The following is a 19,476-nucleotide window of genomic DNA, read 5'->3' as shown; positions in this document are numbered from 1 at the left end:
ATATCGACATGAATCCCGTTGAGGGCGTTCGCGCAACGGGTGGCAACTGGGTGGAGCAAATCCGGTTCGCGGTCGTACCACAAGTGCTCTCAAACGTCGTAAGCTACACGCTTCTGCGCTTCGAAATAAATGTGCGGGGTGCCTCAGTGATGGGTTTTGTCGGTGCAGGGGGAATCGGCAAGGAGTTGCTGGGTTCGATCCGGCAATTCTACTACTCGGACGTCAGTGCCATCCTCCTGATGATCATTGCGACCGTGGTCCTTATCGATTTGCTCACGGAACGCCTGCGCCATCGTCTTCTCGGCATTGAAGGACGCCGTTGATGTCGCAATCGTCACCCCTTGCCGGCGTTGACAGGGCCCGGCTCGAGCAGGCCTATCCCGGCATTTTCAGGCCGTCACCCCTGAGGCGAATGCAGGCAATTGCTATTGTTGCGGCCCTGTTCGGGGTGTTCCTTTTCGGCATGATTTGGCTGGGATTTTCGTTCGAAAAGCTGGCAACCGGAATAAGCCGTCTTGGCGTCATCATCGGCCTGATGTTTCCGCCGACCCCCGGACACCTGCTTCCGCTTTATCTGAAGGGCCTCGCCGAGACCCTGGCGATCGCTCTTCTCGGAACCATGCTGGCAGCCGTGATCGCATTTCCGCTGGCCTTCATTGCCGCCAAGAATGTTGTCGCGCAACGAGCCATTCATTTCCTGTCGCGCCGGTTTCTGGATACGATACGCGGCGTCGACACGTTGATCTGGGCGCTGATCTTCATCAATGTGGTCGGGCTTGGACCCTTCGCTGGAATTCTGGCGGTCGCGATGTCGGACATTGGTTCGTTCGGCAAGCTGTTCTCGGAAGCCATCGAGACGGCCGACACCAAGCCGATTGACGGCGTGACATCGACCGGAGGTTCGACGCTGCATCAGATACGGTTTGGCATCGTTCCTCAGGTGCTGCCGGTGATTCTCAGTCAGGTGCTCTATTATTTCGAATCGAACACGCGTTCCGCGACCGTCATTGGGATTGTCGGGGCAGGGGGAATTGGCCTCTACCTTTCGAACGAGATCAGTCAGCAGAATTGGGACCGCGTCGCGTTCCTGATCATCATGATACTGATCACGGTTGCGATCATCGACTGGTGTTCATCGAGATTGCGTTTTGCAATCATCGGGCGGCGCGCCACCGTCTAGGCGCGGCTAGCCGTTCTCGACCAGAAACTCGACCCGTTCGGCGGCAAAGCGTGCGCGGGTGGTCAGCAGCGGTGCTCCGTCGGCATCGACATCGGTGCTGTCGACCACCAGAACCGGGCGTCCGAGCGCAAGGTCGAGCCTGATCGCATCGGTGGCATCGACAATGGCGGCGGTGACGCGGGTCGAGGCCCGGCGGTAGTCGCGGACGCCGTAATGCGCCAGCAGCTTTGTCGTCGATCGGGCGCGCTCGTAGACCCGCCCCGCGTCGGGGAAGCGCTCCGCTGCGAGCCACGTGGTGCCGATGCAGATCGGCGTGCGGTCGGCCAGCCGCAGCGCTTCGATCCGCACCAGCGGCGTTCCGGCCTTGAGGCCGAGCTGCCGCGCCAGTTCACGGGTCGCCGGCTCTTCGGATGCGCCGATCAGCTGGCCGCGCGGCTCGCGGCCGCCGGCGCCGACGATCTCGGAAAACCGCGTGCGCGAACGCAGGGGATAGGCAAGTCGCGGTGCTTCCACATAGGTGCCGCTGCCGCGCTCGGCGCGCACCAGTCCGCGTTCGGCCAGCGTCGCCAGCGCGCGCCTTACGGTGTGGCGGTTGACCCGATAGGTCTCGGCGATTTCGGTCTCGCCTGGCAGGCGCTCGCCTGCGGCAAAACGGCCGTCCGCGATGCCGCGCTCGATGCCGTCGGCGACCTGCCGCCACAACGCCACGCCGGAGGCCGCGTCTTGCATGCTCATGGCGTGAGAACGCCGGGGAGGGGCATTGGAAAAATCATCCTGATGTCACGAAACATTCATGGCGCTTCGCTATCAAGTTGTCTATTAACATAGACAACTTGATTCCGGCAAGGCTGATATGAACGTCGCGAACGAAAACGGCAAGCAGGCGCAACGCAAGGCGGCCATGACGGTGCTAGCGCATTCCGAGGCGGCGGAGATTGCTCGTCGTCTCGACTCGATCGTGGTTCCGGCTTACGAGATTCTGCGGGAACCGGAGAACGGCCTGGTGATGCTGCGCGGCCGCATCGGCGGCGACGGTGCGCCATTCAATCTCGGCGAGGCCACGGTATCGCGCGCCGCGGTGCGGCTTGCTACCGGCGAGGTCGGCTTCGGCTATGTGCTCGGCCGCGACCGACGGAAGGCGCAGATGATCGCGCTGTGCGACGCATTGGTACAGTCGCATGAGTTCGCGGAGGCGGTTGAAGAGAACGTGCTGACGCCGCTCCGTGCCACAATGGTCTCCGAACAGGACCGCAGAGCTGCGGAGACCGCGGCGACCCGGGTCGATTTCTACACGATGGTGCGTGGTGAGGGCTGAACGATGACGACGGTTGCCGAGCTGCCTGCCGGGTTCGCGGACAAGGTTCTGTCCGCGCAGACGACCTTCCGTTCGGTCATGGACGCAATGGCGCGCCCGGGCAGCGTCCAGCGTGTTACGGCGGAATCCGGCGCACCCGCCGCCCTGATGCGCGGAACCGCCGCCATTGCCCTGACACTGTTCGACCATGACACGCCGGTCTGGCTCGATCCGCTGATGTCCGAAACGCCCGATGTGGGAAAGTGGCTCAAGTTCCACACCAGCGCGCCGGTCATCGCGGATTCATCGGTATGCAGTTTTGCGCTCATCGGCGACCCGCGCGCCCTCCCGGCGCTCGACCGATTTGCGTTCGGCACCAGCGAGTACCCCGATCGGTCGACGACGGTCATTCTGCAGGTGGAAAGTCTGGCGCAAGGTTCGGCTTTCGAACTGAGCGGCCCCGGAATCGACGGCACAGCCGTGTTGCGCGCCACGCTCCAGCCCGCCGACCTGTTCGAGCGGCTGGCCATTAACGCCACGTTGTTCCCCCGTGGCATCGACGTGGTGCTGGTGGCCGACGATGCCGTTGTCGCGATACCCAGAACCACGCGGCTCGCCGCGAAGGGAGACTGAAGCATGTATGTCGCCGTCAAGGGAGGCGAGCGCGCCATCGAGAACGCCCATCGCCTGCTGGCGCATGAGCGGCGCGGCGATCGCGACGTTCCCGAACTCTCGCTCGCCCAGATATCCGGACAGCTTAGCCTCGGCGTCGATCGCGTGATGACCGAGGGCTCGCTGTATGACCGGGAACTGGCGGCTCTCGCGCTGAAGCAGGCGCGCGGTGACATGATCGAGGCGATCTTCCTGGTCCGAGCTTTCCGCGCGACCTTGCCGCGTTTCGGCGCCACCGAGCCGGTCGATACCGGCCAGATGCAGGTGCGCCGCCGGATCTCCTCGACTTTCAAGGATGTTCCGGGCGGCCAAATTCTCGGGCCGACTTTCGATTACACCCACCGACTGCTGGATCCGCAATTGGCAGAGACGTCGTTGCCCGAACCGCCTGCGGCCGCGGAAGCATCAAACGCGACCATGCCGCGCGTTACCGACATTCTCGGCCGCGACGGACTGATCGAGCCTTCGCCTCGGGCAGACGCCGGTTCACCGGTGGGCGACCTCACGCGTGAGCCGCTCGGCTTTCCGGCCGACCGCGATCTGCGGCTGCAGAATCTGGCGCGCGCCGACGAAGGCTTCCTGCTGGCGCTCGGCTATTCGACGCAGCGCGGTTACGGCCGCAGCCATCCCTTTGCCGGCGAAATTCGGCTCGGCGAGGTCGAAGTGGAGTTCATGGCCGAAGACGTCGGTTTCGCCGTGCCGCTCGGCGCGGTGACGCTGACCGAGTGCCAGATGATCAACCAGTTCAAGGGCTCGGCGACGGAAGCTCCGTGCTTTACGCGAGGCTACGGTCTCGCCTTCGGGCACTCGGAGCGCAAGACCATGTCGATGGCGCTGGTGGACCGCAGCCTGCGCGCCCGCGAACTCGACGAGGAGATCGTCGCTCCGGCACAGGATGAGGAGTTCGTGATGTCGCATTCCGACAACGTGCAGGCGACCGGCTTCGTCGAGCATCTCAAACTGCCGCATTATGTCGACTTCCAGTCCGAACTCGGCCTGCTGCGGAAGCTGCGAAAGGAATTCCTGGACGCGGCGGCGGACACTTCAGAGCCGATGCAGGAGGCCGCGGAATGAACGCGCCGGTCTACAATTTTGCCTATCTGGATGAACAAACGAAGCGGATGATCCGGCGCGCCATCCTGAAGGCGATCGCGATCCCCGGCTATCAGGTGCCTTTCGCCAGCCGCGAAATGCCGATGCCCTATGGGTGGGGCACCGGCGGCGTGCAGGTCACTGCGGCGATCCTCGGGCCGTCCGATGTGCTGAAAGTGATCGATCAGGGCTCGGACGATACAACCAATGCGATCTCGATCCGAAAATTCTTCGCCCGGACCGCCGGCGTCGCGACCACCACCGCCACGGCGGATGCTACCGTGATCCAGACCCGGCACCGCATTCCGGAGGCGCCGCTGCATGGCGGGCAGGTGCTGGTCTACCAGGTACCGATTCCGGAGCCGCTGCGCTTCCTCGAGCCGCGCGAGACCGAGACCCGGCGCATGCATGCGCTCGCTGAGTATGGACTGATGCACGTCAAGCTCTACGAGGACATCGCCCGTTTCGGCCACATTGCCACCTCCTATGCCTATCCGGTCAAGGTCAACGCCCGCTACGTGATGGACCCATCACCGACACCGAAATTCGACAATCCGAAGATGGACAATTGCCCGGCGCTGCAGCTGTTCGGCGCCGGCCGCGAGAAGCGCATCTATGCAATCCCGCCCTACACCTCGGTGGTGTCGCTCGATTTCGAGGATCACCCGTTCACACGCTACCGCTTCGACGCGCCCTGCGCGCTGTGTGGCGCCGATGATTCCTATCTCGATGAAATTGTCACCGACGACCAGGGCAGCCGGATGTTCGTCTGCTCCGACACCGATTATTGCGAGAACCGGCAGGCGCAAGGTCATCGCGGCAGCGAAAGCGCGGCCCCGCACAAGGAGAGGTCGCATGGCTGACAGCAACACCGCCATGCAGGACTACGACCGGCCTCTGCTGATGGCCGGGGGCCTCGGCAAGACCTATGGCCGGCTCAATGCCTGCCAGGACGTGTCCTTTTCGCTTTACCCCGGCGAAGTGCTGGCGATCGTCGGCGAATCCGGATCGGGAAAATCCACCTTGCTGCAACTGTTGTCGGCGCAGTTGGCTCCGAGCTCCGGTAAAGTATCGTATCGGATGCGCGACGGGGTCATGCGCGACCTGGCTGCTCTCGGCGAAGCCGAGCGCCGGTTTCTGTTCCGCACCGACTGGGGCTATGTGCATCAGGACCCCGTGCTGGGACTGCGGATGGCGGTGTCGGCCGGCGCCAATGTCGGCGAGCGGCTGATGGCGGTCGGCTGGAATCACTATGGTCACATCCGCGACACTGCGACATCATGGCTGGAACGCGTCGAGATCGATATCGGGCGCATCGACGATGCGCCTCGGACCTATTCCGGCGGCATGCGACAGCGGTTGCAGATCGCGCGCAATCTGGTGACTGAACCGCGTTTGGTGTTCATGGATGAGCCGACCGGCGGGCTCGACGTGTCGGTGCAGGCGCGGCTGCTCGATCTGATGCGCAACCTCGTCAGCGAACTCGGCCTTGCCGCCATCGTCGTCACCCACGATCTCGCGGTGGCGCGGTTGTTGTCGCACCGGGTGATGGTGATGAAGGGCGGCCGGGTCATCGAGACCGGATTGACCGACCAGGTGCTGGACGATCCCCGCGAGCCCTACACCCAGTTGCTCGTTTCCTCGATTCTGCCAGCGTGAGCCCATGCCTATGACCGCGATGATCGATATCCGCCACGCGCAAAAAACCTTCACCATGCATCTGCAGGGCGGCATAGAGTTGCCGGTGGTAAGCGGCGTCACCTTTCAGGTCGAGCCCGGCGAGTGCGTGGTGCTGTCCGGTCCGTCGGGCGCCGGTAAATCCTCGATCCTGAAGATGATCTTCGGCAATTATCGCTGCGATGGCGGCCGCATCGGGATACGCCACCAGGGCACGCTGGTCGATCTCGCCAGCGCCGAACCGCGGCAGATCCTCAGCGTGCGCCGTGCCACCATTGGCTATGTCAGCCAGTTTCTGCGGGCGGTGCCGCGGGTGGCCACGCTCGACGTGGTGGCCGAACCGTTGATCGCCAACGGAATGGCGCGTCCGCAGGCGCAGGAGCGGGCAGGGCAGTTGCTGCGTCGCCTCAACATCCCGGAGCGGCTGTGGCCGCTGCCGCCCTCGACCTTCTCCGGCGGCGAGCAGCAGCGCGTCAACATCGCGCGCGGCTTCATCTCCGATCTGCCGATCCTGCTGCTGGACGAGCCGACCGCATCGCTCGATGCGGCGAACCGTGCTGTCGTGGTCGAATTGATCGAGCAAAAGAAACGTGCGGACGTTGCCATGGTCGCCATTGTCCATGACGACGAGATCCGCCATCTGATCGCCGACCGCATCGTCGACGTGACGTCGTTTGCATTAGCGGCTTAGAGAAAGAACCGACATGACTTCGACCGGCTCCGACACCGTCATTGGCAACGCCAGGATCGTTCTCGCCGACCGCGTGATCGAGCGCGGCTGGATTGCCTTTGCCAACGGCCGAATCGCGGAATGTGGCGAGGGGAGCGCCCCCGCCGGCAGCGTGGACGCGACCGGCGACATGATTATGCCCGGTCTGATCGAGCTGCACACCGATCATCTGGAAGCGCATTACGTGCCCCGCCCAAAGGTGTTCTGGGATCCGATCGCCGCCGTGGTCTCCTATGACGCGCAGCTGGCGACATCGGGCATCACCACGGTGCTGGATTCGCTGCGGGTCTGGCGCGAAGACGGCGCCGAGGACGTCGATGGCAGGGCCGGTGTGCTAGCCGAGGCGATCTCGGCGGCCCGCGACGCCGATCTGCTGCGATCGGATCATTTCCTGCATCTGCGCTGCGAAATCCCCATGCCAAGCGTGGTCGAGGAAGCCAGGGAACTGATCGGCCGGCCGGACGTCCGTCTGATGTCCTTAATGGACCACACACCGGGACAACGGCAGTTTCGCGACGAAGGCAAGCTGCGCGACTACTACCGCGGCAAGGGCGCCGGCATGACCGACGCCGAACTCGACGTGCTGTTTGAACGCCGCTTTGCCTATCAGAAGGCCTATGCCGCGACCAATATGCGCGAGATCGTGGCGCTGGCCCACCAGTACAACATTCCGCTCGCCAGCCACGACGACACCACGGACGAAAACGTGACCGATGCCATCAAGGACCGGATTTCGGTAGCGGAATTCCCGACCACGATGGAAGCCGCCCGTGGATTGCACGAGGCGGGCATCGGCATCCTGATGGGAGCGCCGAACGTGGTGCGCGGCGGTTCGCATTCCGGCAACATCGCCGCGATCGACCTCGCGTGCGAGGGACTGCTGGACATCCTGTCCTCCGATTATATTCCTTCCAGCCTGCTGATGGCCGCATTGCAGTTGCCGCAGCGCGTACCGGCCATTGACCTTGCGTCCGCCGTCCGCACCGTCACCAAGACGCCCGCCGAAGCGGTCGGGCTCGATGATCGCGGCGAGATTGCAGCAGGCAAGCGTGCCGATCTGATCCGCGTGCACGTGGCCCGCGATATTCCGGTGGTGCGCAGCGTCTGGCGTGAAGGGCATCGCGTAGCGTGACGGAGGCGACGACGATATGCGGCGATCCGGCCGCGACGGGGATCGGTCCGGGCCGGCTGGTTCTGGTGGTCGGTCCGAGCGGCGCCGGCAAGGACACGCTGATCGGTCTGGTCCGCGCCGTCTGCGCCGGCGGCGGCGACATCGTCTTTCCGCGCCGCGTCGTGACGCGTGAAGCGTCATCCTCGGAAGAAAATGAACATCTGAGACCTGCGGAATTTCGTCAGGCGCAAGTCCGTGGCGAGTTTTCCGTGCATTGGGAGGCTCATGGTCATTGCTATGGGCTGCGTCGTGCCATCGATGACGAAATCCGCGCCGGGCGGACGGTAGTTGCCAATGCGTCACGTACCGTCGTGGGTGAGTTACGCCGCGCCTATGCCGACGTCATGGTGGTCTCGATCACGGCGCCGGCTGAGATCCTCGCCGAGCGGCTTGCCGCGCGGGCGCGCGGCAGCGACGGCCGGGTCGCCGACCGGCTGAGCCGCGCTGTCGAGGCGGATGCCGCCCCGCCTGATGTCGTCATCATGAATGTCGGCAATGCCGAGGATCATGCTTTGGAATTGCTGCGGATCATCAGCGACGCTTGTTCGCCTTCGACGACAAAGCCCCGCGCGTCGCCATCGTCATGATGGTTAACCAGATCAATTTTCAGTGCGCAGGGGGCGGCGAGGTTTATGACGGAGGCATGGCCGGAGCAGGCGCGGCAGTCGCCGGGGAGCCCCGATACGGCGCGTAACGCTCTCGTCACATCGGCATGCCATTGGGGGAGATCGATCACCCGAATCAGCCGGCGCAGCCATCGGTACCGCGCCCGGACGGATGCACCCCCTGAAGGCCATTGTACTGCCAAAGACACCCCGTAGCCACGCCCGACTGAAGGGCCTGGGCGTGGTCGTCAGCCTTGCCATCGCGGGGGCAGCTATCTTCGCGTTGATGCATGCGCTCAAGAACGTCGACTACGGCGAGGTATTCTCGGTCGTTCGACACACGAGCCCAGGCGTGATTGTCATGGCCCTGGTGCTGGTGGCGGTCTCCTATGCCAGCCTGACCCTCTACGACTTGTTGGCACTGCGCACGATCACGCGGGCCGACATCCCGTACCGGATTGCAGCGCTGGCGAGTTTCACCAGCTACCCGATCGCGCATGGCGTCGGAGCGGTGGCGTTGATCGCGCCTGTGATCCGCTACCGGGTCTATTCGCGCCATGGCCTCGGGGTTTTCGACGTGGCGAATATCAGCTTCCTGACCGGGTTGACGTTCTGGCTTGGGAACCTGACGGCGCTGGCGCTCAGCCTGCTCTGCGCACCCGATGCTATCAGCCTGATCAATTATCTGCCGCCGGCTGCCAATCGCTGGCTCGCAGTGGCGCTGATTGTCGGCGTGCTCGCCTTCCTGCTCTGGACCTGGATCGCGCCCAGGAGTTTCGGAACCCGGCGCTGGCCGGTGCGGCTTCCGTCAGGGCCGATGGTCCTGCTGCAGATCGCGATCGGAATTTTCGATCTCGGCGCCGCGGCGCTGGCGATGTATGTGCTGTTGCCGGCCGGGCTGGATATCGGGGTGTTTCGCGTGGTCGCCGTGTTCATCGCCGCGACGTTGCTGGGTTTTGCCAGCCACACGCCCGCGGGAATTGGCGTGTTCGACGCGGCGATACTGATCGGCCTGGCCGGCGACGAGAAGGAGCCGGTCATTGCGGCGCTGCTCATGTTCCGGTTCCTGTACCATTTCCTTCCGTTCGTGCTGGCGCTGGCGCTGTTCGGTGGCCTCGAGGGCTGGAGGAGCTTGCGCGCTAGGAGAAGGCCGTGAAGCCATTTTGGCAGTTCATACCGGCGAGTTGAGCTTGAGCCCCACGATTCCCGCCACGATCAGCGTCAGGCACAGGACCCGGACCGGATCGGCCGGCTCGCTGTAGATCAGCATTCCCAGAATGATGGTGCCGGTGGCGCCGATGCCGGTCCACACGGCATAGGCCGTGCCAAACGGCAGCGACTTCAGCGCGATCGCCATCAGCCCGAAGCTGAGCGCGATTGCCACGAGGGTTGCAACGGTCGGCCAGAACCGGGTGAGGCCATCGGAATATTTCAACCCGAATGCCCAGGCGATCTCAAGCAGTCCCGCCGCCAACAATGCAAGCCAACCGGTCACGCGGCCTTCGGCGGAAGGGTCAGTACGGCATATTGCGCATAGCCGCGGAATGGTCGATCGAACTTCAGATCGGCGTTCGTCCTCTTGACCATCGCCAACAACTCGCGTTCGAGCTCGTCACGAGGGGTGACATCGAACAGCGCCAGCCACCCCTTGAGCAGCGTTCGGGCGAATCCCGGCAGGCGCTCCTGATTGCCAAAATCGACAATGTGCAGACGCCCGCCGGGCTTGAGGCCGCTTGCGGCTGCCTGCAGCACGCGGCGCCAGTCAGGGATCATCGACAGACTGTAAGAGACCATCACGTGGTCGAATTGTGCGATACCGAACAGGGCCTGCGGATTGAAGGAAGTCCCGTCGCCATGCGCGACGCGAATTCGCTTGGTCAGGCCGCGACGCGAAATGACCGAGATCGCCGACGTCAGCATCTCCGTGGAAATATCGATGCCGAAGAACCGCACGTCAGGATGCAGCCGGGCGGCGAGCACCAGGTTCCTGCCGGTTCCGCAGCCGATCTCCAGCACATCCGCGCCAGCGTTGGCGCCGAGATTGGCGATCATGCGGTCCCGGCCGAACAGGTAATATCGCCGGGTACCGTCGTAAATGTGGCGCTGTCGACGGTACATCCGGTTCATGCGGCGCGTGGCCTCGACTGGCCACGACGAATTTGTGCTGATCTCCTCGGAATAAATCGACATCCAAGCACCTCGTATCGCCTGTGATCGCCTGATCCTTGCGATGTTCGCGCGACAGGGATGTGACAGCGTGCCCCTTGTGTCTGGGTTTCGTCTTCGCCGCCGTCGCAAAACTGCAGCGTGTCCGCGATAGCCTCGTGAGATTGTTGATTCGGGGGATGGATGAATACGCAACTCATCGCAGACGCGGTCCGCAACAGCCGGGGGAAGGCCGAGGAAACCGTGTGGGACCGGCTTTTCGCGTTCTGGTTTCGCCGGCTGGTCTACACCCAGATCTGGGAGGATCCGGAAGCGGATCTCGCGGCCCTTCGATTGCCGGTCGGATCCACCATCGTCACGATCTCCTCCGGCGGATGCAACGCGCTGTCCTATCTCGCGGCGCGACCGGCGCAGGTCTATGCGGTCGACCTCAACGAGGCGCACCTGTCGCTGCTCCAGCTCAAACTCGCGGGGCTTCGTGCGTTCTCCAGCTACGCCGAATTCTGGCAGTTCTTCGGAGAAGGCGCCTCGGTCGACAATTCAGCGCTATATCGCGAGCGGCTGCGGCCGGTGCTGGATGCAGAGATCCGCGCCTACTGGGACCGGCTCAACTTCATAGGTCGTCCGCGGCACGCCTATTTCAACGACGGTTTCTACCGCCACGGCATGCTCGGTCGCTTCATCGGCCTCGCGCATGTGGCAGCGAAACTGGCGCGCGTCGACCTTCCGGCACTGCTGAACGGGGAGAAGAATTCTACCGAACGAATCCGGGCGCTGTATCGTCTTCATCGCCTGTTTCATTCACCGCTGGCGCGGCTGATCACCGGAACGCCCGCGCTGCTGTTCAGCCTCGGCATTCCGCCGCAGCAGCGGGCGCTGCTCGGCGCCGACGCGCCGCTCAACCAGGTGCTTCACGAGCGGTTGCTGCGGCTGATCAACGGTCATCCCAATGAGACCAACTATTTCGCATGGCAGGCGCTGCATCGCAGTTATCGCGGTCCCGGCGATGTCTGCCTGCCGCCCTATCTGCAGCGCAGCCAGTTCGAACGCATGCGCGACGGCGCCGGATTGATCATTCCGGTGCACGCCAATCTGCGGCAGTTTCTGGAAGGCCTTCCGGCGCGCGAGGTCGATGCCGTGGTGCTGCTGGACTCGCAGGACTGGATGGCCTCCGAAGAGATCCGCGCGCTCTGGACTGCAATTGACCGCACCGGCAGCGACGACGTCCGGGTGATTTTCCGCACTGCCGGCAGGGAGTCTCCGCTGGAAAATGAAGAACTGGCGCCGCTGCGGAAAATCTGGCGCCGCGACGAGGAGCGGAGCGCGGTCGGTTTTGAGCGGGACCGTTCGGGGATTTACGGCGGGTTCCACTGCTACGCGCGGCGTTGATTGGCGCAACCTTTCGACGGATGCTGGCCGTCAGGTGTCGGCCACACGTTCAAAGCCGTGCGGGCTCCTGAGCTACGGCTTCCACCGTTCGAGCTTCCGGATGAACTCGCGCAGGAAATGCGCGCCCCGCCCCTCGGCTTCCAGGACTTTCAAGCTCAATTTCAGCCGCGCCATAATTTGGTGTTTCCGGCGATCGGTTTTGAACTGGACGCGATATATTTCGAGCAGAGCGGCCTCCATCCCGGAAACCGCCTCCCTGTGCTCTTCCATGACGCGGAGCAGGCTCCGCGCCGTGTTCTCCAGCAGATGACGCTCCTCATCGGTCATCCCGCGATAACGTTGAAAATCGAATCTCGTTTCATCGGTGAGATCTGTGGCCGCTCACAGGAATGGCCTGCCGCCAGTGACCGCAATCGTCGCGCCGGACACATAGCTGGAGAGCGGGTCGGCCAGCATCACGTAGGCTGTCGCCAGTTCGACCGGCTGACCAGGCCGTTTCATGGGAACCTGCTCACCGAATTTCGTGACGGCGTCCCGAGGCAGGGTGGCCGGAATGAGTGGTGTCCAGATCGGCCCGGGTGCGACTGCGTTGGCGCGAATTTCCTTGGCCGCCAGCATCTGCGCCAGTCCGGCCGTGAAATTATGAATGGCGCCCTTGGTTGTGGCGTAGGCGAGCAGCGTCGGATTGGGAGAGTCGGAATTGACCGAGGCCGTATTGATGATGCAGCTTCCAGGCTTCATGTGGGGAACCGCGGCCTTGGTCAGATAGAACATCGCATGGATATTGACTTTGAAGGTCAAATCCCATTCCTCGTCCGGGATCTCCTCGATCGACTTGAATGATGCCTGGTGCGCGGCATTGTTGACGAGGATGTCGATACCGCCGAACTCGGATACCGCCTTGGCGATCACCGCGCGGCAATGGTCCGCAGCCTGCAGGTCGCCCGCAACGAGAACGGCCTTGCGGCCGGCCTTTTCGACGTAACGTGCGGTCTCTCGGGCGTCGCCGTCCTCGTCGAGATACGAGATCAGGACATCGGCGCCTTCCCGCGCGTAGGCAATCGCGACGGCCCGTCCAATGCCACTGTCGCCGCCGGTGATGACGGCCTTCTTGCCTGCGAGGCGGCCGCTGCCCTTGTAGGACGTCTCGCCATGATCTGGCACGGGGGTCATGGCGTCCGTCATGCCCGGCATCGGCTGTTGCTGATCTGGAAAAGGCGGCTTGGGATAATTCATGGTTCGCTCCGGGGCTCGAACTCCAAACCCGACAAAGCAGTGTTCGTTCCATGAGGGGAGAGGGTCCTGTCAGCAGCATTGCGCTGCGGGCTGGTCAGTCCAGCGTCCGGGGATTTTACCCGAGGCCCATCCTTCGATAGCTTGCCGTGCGAGCGGCGATAAGGCCGCTTTTGATCAAACGCAGGCGCAAGTCCGGCGGAGCGAGGGCAGGGAACGGGCATGCTGGAACGAATCAAGACTTCCGCCGAAGCCGAGGCAAGATCGTGGATCGCCGATTTCGGCTGTTCGCTGGCGAGCGGGGACGCGGCGGCGGTTGCTGCGCTCTTCGTGCCGGACTGCCACTGGCGAAACCTGTGCGGCATTTCCTGGGAGATCGCGACCTTCAGCGGCGCCGGCAAATTGGCGGATGAATTATGCCAACGTGCGCGCAAAGTGGGTGCCAGCGGTCTTGATGTCGATACCGAGTTGCTGGTGCCGCGTCGCGCTGTGCTCGCCGGCCAGGAGGTGATCGAGGCTATTTTCCGGTTCGAAACGGCGAACGGTCCAGCCATCGGCGTTGTCAGGCTATTGCCTTCGTCCGACGCGGCGCCGAAGGCGTGGACGCTTTCGACATTGCTTGACGTGGACAGGATCAGCGCCACGAAGTCCGGCAATATCGAGCCTGCCACGCACAATCGCGATTTTGCCAAACAGAACTGGCTCGAACAACGTCGGACCGAAACTGCCTTCGAAGGCCGCGAACCGGACGTTCTGGTGGTGGGCGGCGGACACGCCGGGATTTCCGCTGCGGTGGAGTTGAAGCGGCTCGGGCTCGATACGCTCGTGATCGACAGGCAGCAACGCGTCGGCGACAACTGGCGGCTGCGCTACCACGGTCTCAAGCTCCACAACAAGACGCCGGTCAATCACCTGCGCTACATGCCTTTCCCGCCGAACTGGCCGGATTACATCCCGAAGGACAAGATCGCGAACTGGCTCGAAGCCTATGTCGAGAGCATGGAAGTCAATTTCTGGACGGACACCGTTTTCGAGGGCGCCGAATACAACGGCTCGACGCAGACCTGGATGGCGCGAATCCAGCGTGGCAACGGCAGCGTTCGCCTGCTGTACCCGAAGCACATCGTGATGGCGACCAGCGTCAGCGGCACGCCCAATATTCCAACGATCCCAACCATCGAGAAGTTTGTCGGCAAGGTGCTGCATTCCAGCCAGTTTGCCGCCGGCGCACAGTGGCGCGGTAAGTCCGTCGTGGTGATGGGGACCGGCACCAGCGCGCATGACATTTGCCAGGAGCTGCAGGCCAACGGCGCCGATGTCACCATGGTTCAGCGCAGCCCGACCCTGGTGGTCAATGTCGACCCCAGCGCGCAACTTTACGACAAGACCTATCTCGGCAACGGACCGCCCGTCGAAGTCAGGGACCTGCTGAATGCGTCGGTGCCGCTCGAAGTGGTGAAGGCCTCGCACAGACTGATCACCAGGGAAGTCCGCGAACTCGACGCGCCGCTGTTGTCGCGGCTGGAGCGGGCGGGCTTTCGGCTCGAATTCGGCGAAGACGGCACCGGTTGGCCGCTCAAGTTTCGCACCCGCGGCGGCGGCTATTATTTCAATGTCGGTTGCTCCGAACTGATCGCGGATGGCAAAATCCGGCTGATCCAGGCCAGCGATATCAGGCAGTTCGTCGGCGATGGATTGTTGCTTGGCGACGGTTCGACATTGCAGGCGGACCTGGTCGTGCTGGCGACCGGTTACAAGGGGCAGGATCACATCGTGGGTTCGCTGTTCGGCGCGGAAGTCGCCGCCCGCGTCGGCTCGATCTGGGGATTCGATGCCGACACCCAGGAACTGCGCAACATGTGGAGCCGCACCAAACAGCCCGGGCTGTGGTTCACCGGCGGTTCGTTCTCGCAATGCAGGATCTATTCGCGTTTCCTCGCGCTGCAGGTCGATGCCATCGAGCACGGGCGTCTGGATAAGGCATCATAGGCTTTGGCGGCGGGCCTTGCAGAATGCGCTTGCGTGGACTCAGTGCGCTGCGAGATTGCGGCGCGCTCTCGCGATTGCGGGCCGCCAATCCAGGAACAATCGGCCGGCCTGTCCGCACAGGATCGTCAGCATGAAGACAGTGCCGACCTGCCAAACCAGCACCATCAAGCTTGCATCCTGACCGTGGAAGAAGCGAAGACCGAAATTGCCCAATCCGGCTGCCGCCAGGCCTCCCAGCGCCGCCGAGGTATACGGCCAAAGGGGTGCTCCCTTTCGAAGCATGAGCGTCATCGCCACTGCCGGCAGCGCTCCGACCAATGCAATAGCGGGAATGCAGAGGAAATCCGAGGTGAAGGTTTGAAGGGCACCTCCGCGCAACAACGCCTCGACACACCCTTCCCCGACGCTTGCGAGCCAAACCGATAGCGGCACCAGCGGAAGCAACAGAAGTCGGCGGCTGTACCCGGGAACGATCGATTGAAAGGCGGCGACGGCGGCACCGATCGCCGTGCAAAGCGCGGCAACTTGTTCGACGAGAAAACGAAAATCCGTAAACTTGACGGCAAGGTCGTCACGCGGAGTCATGATCATGACGATGGCGACGACATATGGAACAGCCATCGCAAACCATGATGCAGTCCGGACCCAGGGCGACGGAAGCCTTCGAACCGCATCGGCATGCTCGGTCAAACCCGCAATCAGCTTGTCGGTGTCCATGGCCATCACTCTTTGCTAAGAGCCTTCCGCAGGTTCAGGACCGCCCGATGAATCGAAATTTTGAGCGCTCCCATAGTGGTTCCGCTCGCCACCGCGGCCTCCTTGAGTGACATTTCGCGCAATTTGAGCATTTCGACCGCCTTCCTCTGACCTTCGGGCAGGCCCTTTATTGCGATCTTCAACTCTTCCGGGTCGCGATATCCCTCGTTCTCTATATTCGCCCAATCATCGGCAAAGGTTACGGGGAGTTCGTCCATTGGAATTTCGTTGGATTTACCTCGATAGAACCGTCGCGCGCTGTCGATCAGCCTGTTATGGGCGATAGTAGAAAGCCAGGGCATGAATGGACGGCTTGGATCGTAGGTTGCGCGTACCGTGTGGATTGACAGGAGTATCTCCTGAACCAGGTCCTCGACTTCCTCAGCGCTGAAAAATTGCCGTCGTCTTCGTACGATCTGGCGCAATTTGGGTGTGATTTCCTTCAAAAGACGTTCGTATGCGCGCATATCGCCGGCCTGTGCGGCCTGCATGAGCGATCCAAGGGCTGGCGAATTCGAATCCCGCTTCATTCCAGCCTAACAGCTCCGGGTCTGGCAAAATGATCAGGTTTATCCATGGCCGGAATCCGGTGTCAGGGGGCAGACTAGCAGAATTTTCCCTAGATGCGGCAAGAGCCGACCAAGATGCGCGAGGTGCACGGGATCCGGCGCATGAATATCGACCGATTAATTTTCCGCAACGCTGCGTAACTTCCGCCGGCTCCGTAGCGAAACTCTCTGGAACCGTACAGGCATCCCCGGAGATATCGACATGTCATTGAATTCCCTGAAGACACTCATCGCAGTCGCCATCCTTGCCGGGTCGTCGCTAATGGCCCAGGCCGGACAACCGTTTGATACGAAGGCGTTTCAACAAGCGCAAGCGGCCGGAAAACCGATCCTCGTCGATGTGACCGCGCCCTGGTGCCCTACATGCAAGGTGCAACGGCCAATCATCCAGGAAATCGAAAAATCGACGCCGAACCTGGTCGTCTATGAGGTGGATTTCGACAGCTCGAAGGACGTCCTGAAGCGCCTTCGGGTCCAAAGTCAGAGCACCCTCATCGTGTTCAAGGGCGCCAACGAGGTTGGCAGGTCGACTGGAGACACCAATCCCGCCAGCATCAAGGCTCTCGTCTCGAAAGGCCTGTGAGGGTGCCCGAACTGGGCAATCTGGCGCTCAGCTACGCCGCGGGCGGGTTATCGACCCTCTCCCCATGTGTGCTGCCATTGCTGCCGATCGTACTGTTCGGCGTGCTTGAAAAACATGCCTGGGGACCGGTCGCGCTGGCTGCAGGCCTCGCGACATCGTTCGCTCTGCTCGGCACCTTGATCGCATCGGTCGGATTCAATATCGGTCTCGATCCCGCGACGCTCAGATATGCCATTGCCGCGCTGATGCTCGCCATGGGCGTGGTGCTGCTGTTTCCCTCCTTGCAGGGCAGAGTGGCGGCTTTCGCCGCCCCGGTCGCCACCGGCGGCCAGACGCTACTCGACCGGATTCAGCCTTCCGGGCTGGGGGGACAGTTCGTCCTCGGCGGCTTGCTGGGAGCGATCTGGTCGCCGTGTTCCGGTCCAACGCTCGGAGCTGCGATCGGACTTGCGGCTCAGGGCGACACGGTTGTCAAGGCGGCCGCCGTTATGGCGGTGTTCGGGCTCGGCGCGGCGACGCCCATCCTTGCGCTCGCCTATGGTTCCAGGCAGGCGATCTTCGCGCGGCGGGACCTGTTGGCCAGGACGTCGCGGATCGCCAAACCCGTCATGGGCGCGGCGTTCGCCTTCGTCGGCGCCTTCGTGCTTACCGGCCTCGACAAGATCGTCGAAACCTCGCTGACGAATGCCATGCCGGACTGGCTGGCAGCGCTGACCACTCGCATCTGAAAATGCGCTGTCGCGGCAGGGGCCGAAAACCCGACCGATTACATTGCTCAAAGTGAAAGGACAGATCATGTTTCGACTGGCGCTTTCGATTGCGGTACTTTTCATCGCCCTTTCGGCAGCTTCCGCGGGCACCGTCAAGACACGGGCAGGGTGGATCGTCATCGACACACGGCAATCCTACCAGGCATTGGTCGAGCGGCTCGAAGCAACCGTGAAATCGGAAAAAATGGGGATCGTAACGTCGGCGAGCGCGTCCGACGGTGCGAAGGCGGCTGGCTTCACGATTCCGGGGAACAAGGTGTTCGGCGTGTTCCGGAACGACTTCGCGCGACGGATGCTGGGCTCCAGCCTGACCGCCGGCATAGAGGCTCCGATCCGAATCTACGTCACGGAAAATCCGGACGGCACTGCGACGCTTTCCTACAAGAAGCCCAGCACCGTGTTTGCGCCCTATGCGGACGAAGGTGGAGACGTCCTTAGATCCATCGGCGAAGAGCTTGACGGCATATTCTCCAGGATCGCCGAGCGAGCGACTGCCGACAAATAACGCAAGGAAAAACGGCTCGGATATGCCGGTCAGAGGAGGGGGATTTCATGAACTCGATCGTATTTCTGCTTGTCGTTCTGCCGGCACGAATTGCGTCGCATTTTCAGTGGTTGGGACCGCTGATCATGCGGCTGGTGGTCGGCTACGTATTCATGCTCACCGGCTGGACCAAGCTCAACAATCTTCCCCTGATGATCCAGAATTTCTCCGAATGGGGAATCCCGTTTCCGGAGATTCTCACCCCGTTCGTCTCCGCCGTGGAATGCGTCGGCGGCGCCATGCTGATCCTCGGACTTTTTACCCGGATTCCGGCATCGATGCTGACCGTAGTCATGATCGTCGCGATCAAGGCGGCTAAGTGGGAAAATGTGGACTCTCTCGAAACGCTGCTGGGCTTCGAGGAAGCCGCCTATATGGCCGCCTTCTTCTGGCTCGCGATCGCGGGGCCGGGCGCGGCTTCGCTCGACCGGCTGCTGTTGCGGATGACTGGCCAGGAAGACGAACGAAGATGGTAGGTCTGGTCGGTCTGTAAGCCGCACGGCAAGAAAAAATATGTGGACCAGGCGTAACTATCGGGATTGCGGAATCGAAACCCATAACAGGCAACCGATGAAGGATCGTGCCGACAGGGAAGGTCGGTCACCACGGCTTGTGGCTTGGAAGACTTGCTGTGGCCCGATCAGGGCGTCGTTTGCCGAAGATGCTGCTCGGGGGTTCCTGAAGGTCGGACCGTTCGCCCGGCTCCATGAGACCCTTTTCAACGACAACCCAAGTCTGGAGGAATATCATGAATCTTAGCTCGAAGTCCGGTGCCGTCATCGCTGCGGCCGCCGCCACCTTGTTCCTGGCCGGCGCCACCGTGTCGACTCCGACCTACGCCGCCGGCGAAGGCAAATGCGTCGGCGCCAACGCCTGCAAGGGAATGAGTGCGTGCAAAAGCGCCGCGAACGCCTGCAAGGGCCAGAATGCGTGCAAGGGTAAGGGGTTCTCGGAAATGACCAAGGAAAAGTGCGCCGCCGCAAAGGGCTCGTTCAAGGCGGGCTGACCTGCGATCCCGATCGAGGGCCCGGCCTCGGCCGGGCCCTGAAGCCGAAA

Annotated in this window: 25 protein-coding genes; 18 read left to right on the top strand and 7 right to left on the bottom strand. The window is 62.6% G+C overall.

The window, feature by feature from the left end:
- Positions 1 to 323 (top strand): ABC transporter permease (locus Q8R73_RS25860; RefSeq protein ID WP_305722380.1); only part of this gene is annotated, 323 nt, incomplete at its 5' end.
- Positions 323 to 1,180, top strand: a complete 858-nt coding sequence (phnE, locus tag Q8R73_RS25855; protein ID WP_305722379.1) for a phosphonate ABC transporter, permease protein PhnE — start codon at positions 323 to 325, stop codon at positions 1,178 to 1,180. The genes Q8R73_RS25860 and phnE, both read left to right, overlap by 1 nt.
- Positions 1,181 to 1,186: 6 nt before the next feature.
- Here the strand turns inward: phnE and phnF are convergent, their stop codons facing one another.
- The gene (phnF, locus tag Q8R73_RS25850) at positions 1,187 to 1,915 is read right to left on the bottom strand and encodes a phosphonate metabolism transcriptional regulator PhnF (protein ID WP_305722378.1); all 729 of its coding nucleotides are present in this window, start codon (positions 1,913 to 1,915) and stop codon (positions 1,187 to 1,189) included.
- A gap of 118 nt (positions 1,916 to 2,033) precedes the next feature.
- Between phnF and phnG the strand changes: the two genes are divergently transcribed.
- From phnG to Q8R73_RS25805, 9 genes are all read left to right on the top strand, one after another.
- On the top strand, positions 2,034 to 2,495 hold the full coding sequence (phnG, locus tag Q8R73_RS25845; protein WP_305722377.1) for a phosphonate C-P lyase system protein PhnG: 462 nt from the start codon (positions 2,034 to 2,036) through the stop codon (positions 2,493 to 2,495).
- Between the two features lie 3 nt (positions 2,496 to 2,498).
- A complete protein-coding gene (gene phnH, locus Q8R73_RS25840) occupies positions 2,499 to 3,107 on the top strand; it encodes a phosphonate C-P lyase system protein PhnH (protein ID WP_305722376.1) in 609 nt (202 codons plus the stop codon).
- A gap of 3 nt (positions 3,108 to 3,110) precedes the next feature.
- Complete coding sequence (locus Q8R73_RS25835) at positions 3,111 to 4,220, top strand: carbon-phosphorus lyase complex subunit PhnI (RefSeq protein WP_305722375.1); 1,110 nt, start codon at positions 3,111 to 3,113, stop codon at positions 4,218 to 4,220.
- Entirely contained in the window at positions 4,217 to 5,101 is an 885-nt protein-coding gene (locus tag Q8R73_RS25830; RefSeq protein ID WP_305722374.1) for an alpha-D-ribose 1-methylphosphonate 5-phosphate C-P-lyase PhnJ, read from the top strand. Before Q8R73_RS25835 ends, Q8R73_RS25830 begins: the two co-directional genes overlap by 4 nt.
- Positions 5,094 to 5,897 (top strand): phosphonate C-P lyase system protein PhnK, encoded by an 804-nt coding sequence (phnK, locus tag Q8R73_RS25825; protein WP_305722373.1) that lies wholly within the window; start codon positions 5,094 to 5,096, stop codon positions 5,895 to 5,897. Before Q8R73_RS25830 ends, phnK begins: the two co-directional genes overlap by 8 nt.
- A gap of 10 nt (positions 5,898 to 5,907) precedes the next feature.
- A complete protein-coding gene (gene phnL, locus Q8R73_RS25820) occupies positions 5,908 to 6,606 on the top strand; it encodes a phosphonate C-P lyase system protein PhnL (RefSeq protein ID WP_305722372.1) in 699 nt (232 codons plus the stop codon).
- A gap of 13 nt (positions 6,607 to 6,619) precedes the next feature.
- Positions 6,620 to 7,777 carry an alpha-D-ribose 1-methylphosphonate 5-triphosphate diphosphatase gene (locus Q8R73_RS25815; RefSeq protein WP_305722371.1) on the top strand — a complete coding sequence of 386 codons (1,158 nt, stop codon included), beginning with the start codon at positions 6,620 to 6,622 and terminating at the stop codon, positions 7,775 to 7,777.
- Positions 7,774 to 8,403 carry a phosphonate metabolism protein/1,5-bisphosphokinase (PRPP-forming) PhnN gene (phnN, locus tag Q8R73_RS25810; RefSeq protein ID WP_305722370.1) on the top strand — a complete coding sequence of 210 codons (630 nt, stop codon included), beginning with the start codon at positions 7,774 to 7,776 and terminating at the stop codon, positions 8,401 to 8,403. The genes Q8R73_RS25815 and phnN overlap by 4 nt, the downstream gene beginning before the upstream one ends.
- Before the next feature lie 259 nt (positions 8,404 to 8,662).
- Positions 8,663 to 9,577 (top strand): YbhN family protein, encoded by a 915-nt coding sequence (locus Q8R73_RS25805; RefSeq protein WP_305722369.1) that lies wholly within the window; start codon positions 8,663 to 8,665, stop codon positions 9,575 to 9,577.
- Between the two features lie 15 nt (positions 9,578 to 9,592).
- On the opposite strand, the gene Q8R73_RS25800 is transcribed toward Q8R73_RS25805, so the two are convergent.
- The gene (locus Q8R73_RS25800) at positions 9,593 to 9,916 is read right to left on the bottom strand and encodes a multidrug efflux SMR transporter (RefSeq protein ID WP_305722368.1); all 324 of its coding nucleotides are present in this window, start codon (positions 9,914 to 9,916) and stop codon (positions 9,593 to 9,595) included.
- Positions 9,913 to 10,611 carry a class I SAM-dependent methyltransferase gene (locus Q8R73_RS25795; RefSeq protein WP_305722367.1) on the bottom strand — a complete coding sequence of 233 codons (699 nt, stop codon included), beginning with the start codon at positions 10,609 to 10,611 and terminating at the stop codon, positions 9,913 to 9,915. Before Q8R73_RS25795 ends, Q8R73_RS25800 begins: the two co-directional genes overlap by 4 nt.
- Before the next feature lie 159 nt (positions 10,612 to 10,770).
- On the opposite strand from Q8R73_RS25795, the gene Q8R73_RS25790 reads away from it, so the two are divergent.
- Positions 10,771 to 11,976 (top strand): DUF3419 family protein, encoded by a 1,206-nt coding sequence (locus Q8R73_RS25790; protein ID WP_305722366.1) that lies wholly within the window; start codon positions 10,771 to 10,773, stop codon positions 11,974 to 11,976.
- A 72-nt stretch (positions 11,977 to 12,048) separates the two neighbouring features.
- Here the strand turns inward: Q8R73_RS25790 and Q8R73_RS25785 are convergent, their stop codons facing one another.
- Positions 12,049 to 12,303, bottom strand: coding sequence for a hypothetical protein (locus Q8R73_RS25785; protein WP_305722365.1), 255 nt, complete (start codon positions 12,301 to 12,303; stop codon positions 12,049 to 12,051).
- Between the two features lie 54 nt (positions 12,304 to 12,357).
- Positions 12,358 to 13,212 (bottom strand): SDR family oxidoreductase, encoded by an 855-nt coding sequence (locus tag Q8R73_RS25780; protein WP_305722364.1) that lies wholly within the window; start codon positions 13,210 to 13,212, stop codon positions 12,358 to 12,360.
- A 219-nt stretch (positions 13,213 to 13,431) separates the two neighbouring features.
- Between Q8R73_RS25780 and Q8R73_RS25775 the strand changes: the two genes are divergently transcribed.
- On the top strand, positions 13,432 to 15,198 hold the full coding sequence (locus Q8R73_RS25775) for an NAD(P)/FAD-dependent oxidoreductase (protein ID WP_305722363.1): 1,767 nt from the start codon (positions 13,432 to 13,434) through the stop codon (positions 15,196 to 15,198).
- Positions 15,199 to 15,237: 39 nt separating this feature from the next.
- Here the strand turns inward: Q8R73_RS25775 and Q8R73_RS25770 are convergent, their stop codons facing one another.
- Both Q8R73_RS25770 and Q8R73_RS25765 read right to left on the bottom strand, forming a co-directional pair.
- The gene (locus tag Q8R73_RS25770) at positions 15,238 to 15,915 is read right to left on the bottom strand and encodes an NrsF family protein (protein ID WP_305722362.1); all 678 of its coding nucleotides are present in this window, start codon (positions 15,913 to 15,915) and stop codon (positions 15,238 to 15,240) included.
- A 5-nt stretch (positions 15,916 to 15,920) separates the two neighbouring features.
- Positions 15,921 to 16,445, bottom strand: a complete 525-nt coding sequence (locus Q8R73_RS25765) for a sigma-70 family RNA polymerase sigma factor (RefSeq protein ID WP_305722361.1) — start codon at positions 16,443 to 16,445, stop codon at positions 15,921 to 15,923.
- A gap of 280 nt (positions 16,446 to 16,725) precedes the next feature.
- On the opposite strand from Q8R73_RS25765, the gene Q8R73_RS25760 reads away from it, so the two are divergent.
- From Q8R73_RS25760 to Q8R73_RS25740, 5 genes are all read left to right on the top strand, one after another.
- Positions 16,726 to 17,106 (top strand): thioredoxin family protein, encoded by a 381-nt coding sequence (locus Q8R73_RS25760; RefSeq protein ID WP_305722360.1) that lies wholly within the window; start codon positions 16,726 to 16,728, stop codon positions 17,104 to 17,106.
- Complete coding sequence (locus Q8R73_RS25755; protein WP_305722359.1) at positions 17,103 to 17,834, top strand: cytochrome c biogenesis CcdA family protein; 732 nt, start codon at positions 17,103 to 17,105, stop codon at positions 17,832 to 17,834. Before Q8R73_RS25760 ends, Q8R73_RS25755 begins: the two co-directional genes overlap by 4 nt.
- 67 nt (positions 17,835 to 17,901) lie before the next feature.
- Positions 17,902 to 18,381: a DUF302 domain-containing protein gene (locus Q8R73_RS25750; protein WP_305722358.1), complete on the top strand. Its 480-nt coding sequence runs from the start codon at positions 17,902 to 17,904 to the stop codon at positions 18,379 to 18,381.
- Between the two features lie 47 nt (positions 18,382 to 18,428).
- Complete coding sequence (locus Q8R73_RS25745; protein ID WP_305722357.1) at positions 18,429 to 18,896, top strand: DoxX family protein; 468 nt, start codon at positions 18,429 to 18,431, stop codon at positions 18,894 to 18,896.
- A gap of 272 nt (positions 18,897 to 19,168) precedes the next feature.
- On the top strand, positions 19,169 to 19,426 hold the full coding sequence (locus Q8R73_RS25740; RefSeq protein WP_305722356.1) for a hypothetical protein: 258 nt from the start codon (positions 19,169 to 19,171) through the stop codon (positions 19,424 to 19,426).
- Positions 19,427 to 19,476 lie beyond the last annotated feature (50 nt).

This window comes from Bradyrhizobium sp. (assembly GCF_030697065.1).
In the GTDB taxonomy this organism is placed as follows: Bacteria; Pseudomonadota; Alphaproteobacteria; order Rhizobiales; family Xanthobacteraceae; genus Bradyrhizobium.
This window is presented reverse-complemented; position numbering and strand designations above follow the sequence as displayed.